Annotated in this window: 1 protein-coding gene; it reads right to left on the reverse strand. The window is 76.8% G+C overall.

The annotated features are described in order from the left end of the window. On the reverse strand, nt 1-3,377 hold a 3,377-nt coding region (locus tag ACFVYI_RS42280), incomplete at its 3' end, for a beta-ketoacyl synthase N-terminal-like domain-containing protein (RefSeq protein ID WP_387895437.1). Nucleotides 3,378-3,853 lie beyond the last annotated feature (476 nt).

A 3,853-nucleotide genomic window follows, 5' to 3' on the forward strand; every position in this document is an offset into this window, starting at 1 on the left:
GCCTGGGTGTGGCCGATGTTGGACTTCAACGAGCCGAGCCAGAGCGGCTGTTCGGCGGTCCGCTGCTGCCCGTAGGTGGCGAGCAGGGCCTGCGCTTCGATCGGGTCGCCGAGGCGGGTGCCCGTCCCGTGCGCCTCCACCGCGTCGACGTCCGCGGCCGAGAGCCGGGCGTCGGCCAGCGCCGCGCGGATCACCCGCTGCTGTGCGGGGCCGTTCGGCGCGGACAGCCCGTTGGAGGCGCCGTCCTGGTTGACCGCCGAGCCGCGGACCACCGCGAGCACCCGGTGCCCGGCCCGCTGCGCGTCCGAGAGCCGCTCCAGCAGCAGGACGCCGACGCCCTCGCCCCACGCGGTGCCGTCCGCGGCGGCTGCGAAGGCCTTGCACCGCCCGTCCGGGGCCAGCCCGCGCTGGCGGCTGAACTCGACGAACATGCCCGGCGAGGCCATCACCGCCGCCCCGCCGGCGACGGCCATCGTGCACTCGCCGTCGCGCAGCGCCCGGACGGCCAGGTGCAGGGCGACCAGCGAGGACGAGCACGCCGTGTCGACGGTGATCGCGGGGCCTTCCAGCCCGAACACGTAGGACAGCCGGCCGGAGAGGACGCTCACGGTCGTGCCGGTCAGGACGTGGCCCTCGACGCCGCCGCCCGCCTCGTGCATGCGGGCGCCGTAGTCCTGCGTCATCGCGCCGACGTAGACGCCGGTGCGCGAGCCGCGGACGGAGACCGGGTCGATGCCGGCCCGCTCGAAGGCCTCCCAGGAGGTCTCCAGCAGCAGCCGCTGCTGCGGGTCCATGGCGAGGGCCTCGCGGGGGCTGATGCCGAAGAACGCGGCGTCGAAGCGGTCCGCGTCGTGCAGGAAGCCGCCCTCGCGGGCGTAGCTGCGCCCGGAGCGGGCCGGGTCGGGGTCGTACAGCGAGGACACGTCCCAGCCGCGGTTCCCGGGGAACGGCGACACGGCGTCCCGCCCGTCCGCGACCACCTGCCACAGGTCCTCGGGGCTGCGGACCTCGCCGGGGAAGCGGCACGCCATCGCGACGATCGCGATCGGTTCCTCCGCGTCGGCCGTCGCCGCCGTCTCGGCCGGCTCCGCCTCCTCCGGTGCGGAGCCGGCCCCGCCGCCCAGCCCCGCGAGCAGGTGCCGGCCGAGGGCCTCGGGCGTCGGATGGTCGAAGAGCAGTGTCAGCGGCAGCCGCAGACCGGTCGCCGCCATCAGCCGGTTGCGCAGCTCGACCGCGGTGGCCGAGTCGAAGCCGAGGTCCCGGAACGACCGGTCCGCGCCGGCCTCGCTCGCCGCTCCGGGGCCGCGCAGCGCCGCGATCTCCGCGCGGACCAGCTCCCGGACCCACCGGTGCCGTTCGGTGTCCGACCGCCCGGAGGCGGGCTTCGCGGCGTGGAACGGGTACGTCGGCAGCGGCACGCGTCGCGCGTCCGTGCCGGCGAGCACGGCGGCCCAGTCCACGGCCGTGCCCCGGACGTGCAGCTCCGCGAGCGAGGTCAGGAACCGGTCCGGTCCGCCCTGGTCGCGGCGGAGGGTGCCGATGACGGCGGCGTGCTCCGTCAGGCCGGCGTCGTCCAGCGTCTCCTGGAGGCCCCCGAGGAGGTCGGGGTGCGGGGCGACCTCCAGGAAGGTCCGGTGGCCGTCGGACAGCAGTGCGCGGGTGGCGTCCTCGAACCGGATCTCGCCGGTGATGTTCCGGATCCAGTACGCGCCGTCCAGCGCGGCCGTGTCCAGCAGCCCGCCGGTGGCCGAGGAGTAGAACGGGACGGCCGACGTGCGCGGGCGGATGTGCGCGAGGCCGGCGAGCAGCCGGTCGCGGTCCAGGCGCAGCCCGGAGTGGTGCGCGGCGAGGCCGTTGCTCAGCTTCCGCGCCCGGACGCCCTCGGCCGCCAGCTCGGCGAGCAGCTCGTCCACGGCGTGCCGGTCGCCGGAGAACAGGGCGGATCGCGGGCCGTTGGTGCCGGCGATGTCGAGCCGGCCCTGCCACCGGGCCAGCCGCGGCGCCAACTGCTCGCGCGGCAGCAGGGCCGAGGCCAGGTCGCCCTCGCCGGCCGCGTCAGCCTGCGCCCGGCTCCACCGCGCCACCACCTCGGCGGCCTCGTCCAGGCTGAGCGCACCGGCCACGTGGGCGGCCGCGATCTCGCCGAGGCTGGCGCCCACCACGGCGGCGGGCTCGACGCCGCAGGCGCGCCAGAGGGCCGCGAGGGAGACCATCACGGCGAACAGGACGGGCTGGACGACGTCCACCGCCACCGGGGCGGGAGCACCCGGCGCGCCGCGCAGGACGTCGGTCAGGGACCAGGGGACGTGCGGTTCGAGTGCGTCGGCGCAGGCCTGCAGGTGCTCCCGGAAGACCTCGGAGGACTCCAGCAGGCCGAGTGCCATGCCGGGCCACTGGGTGCCCTGGCCGGGGAAGACGAAGACCGCGCCCGTTCCGGTGTCCGCGGTGCCGCGGACCAGCAGCGGGCCGAACCCGTCCTCGGCGACGGCGCGCAGGCCCTTCAGGGCGTGCTCGCGACTGTCGGCGACCAGGACGGCGCGCTGCTCGAAGGCGGTGCGGGTGGTGGCCAGGGAGAGGCCCGCATCGGCGAGTCGGAGCTTCGGGTCGGATCCGAAGCGCTCCTGGAGCGCCCGGCCCTGGGCCCGCAGGCCGGCCGGGCTGCGGGCGGAGAGGACCAGCGGGGTGAACGTGGTCGTCAGGGGGCGCGGGGCGGCGGGGCGAGTCCCCGCGGGTTCGGCGGCGGTGGTGGGTTCGGCGGGCTCGACCGGCACGGCCCCGACCAGGGCGAGCAGACCGGCGGCGTCCGTGCCCTCGGTCTCGGTGCCGTCCGTGCCCCCGGTGCCATCTGCGGGCGGCTGGCCGCCGAGGACGCCGTGGATCCGCCCTCCGTCGCGGTGTGCCGCGGGCAGCGGTCGGAGCACCGCGAGCACCGTGTCGGCGGCGCCGGCGAGGGCGAGGTCGCACTCCCCGCGGCGCAGGCTCGCCGCGGCGAGGGCGACGGCGTCCCGAGCGGCGGACGCCGACGGTTCGAGGGTGACCGTCGGGCCGTGGAGGTCCAGGACGGCGGCGAGGTGCTCCGCGGCGCCGCCCCGGGGGGACGCGGCGAGGAAGACGCCCGTCCGGCCCCCGTCCAGCGAGGCGGGGACGATCCCGGCGTCCTCCAGGGCGGTCCAGCCGAGTTCCAGCACGGCCCAGTCGGCGGGGCCGAGCCCGGCCGCCCGCTCGGCGGGGACCCGGAAGAACGCGGCGCCGCCGTCCGGGCCGTCGTGGCCGCGGTCGACGTCGCGGTGTCCGGGCGCCGGGCGGGACAGTCCGACGACGGCGACCGTGTCGTCTTCACAACTCGTCTGGGGCACGGCGAACTCGGCTTTCCTCATCGTCTCGACTTCCCGCCCGGTCAGCCGGTGCAGGTGATGGCGCGTGGTTCGCGACCGCCGTGGCCGCGGCGACCGTGGTCCGGGGGCCGGGCGTCCTGCGGTCGTGCCTGCCCGACCCGGCGGGACGGTCCGGGCCCGCCCGGTGTTGATCTTCCTGCCTGTCGTCAGCACCTTGCCAGGGCCGTCTTGGCAGCGACTTGGAGGCGACTTGGAGGTGACTTGGAAGGGCTTTGGAGGCCGGATCCGACCTGCGGGGATTCGACGGCGAACGGTCTGTCCGCGCCGCTGTCGGGTCCTTGCCACACCATGAGCATGTCAATGTCAAGAGCGTGCAAAAGGCCGGGCCAGCGGGCGGCGCGGGGGGGCGCGGGGGGCCCGGGCGGGGTGGTTTTGGGTGGCGGGGGCCGGGGGGTCGGCCGTGGGGGTTTTGGGCGGGGGGGGGGGGGGGGTCGGGGTGGGGGGGGGGGGGTGGCCAC

The sequence above is a fragment of the Kitasatospora sp. NPDC058218 genome (assembly GCF_042882445.1).
GTDB lineage: Bacteria > Actinomycetota > Actinomycetes > Streptomycetales > Streptomycetaceae > Kitasatospora.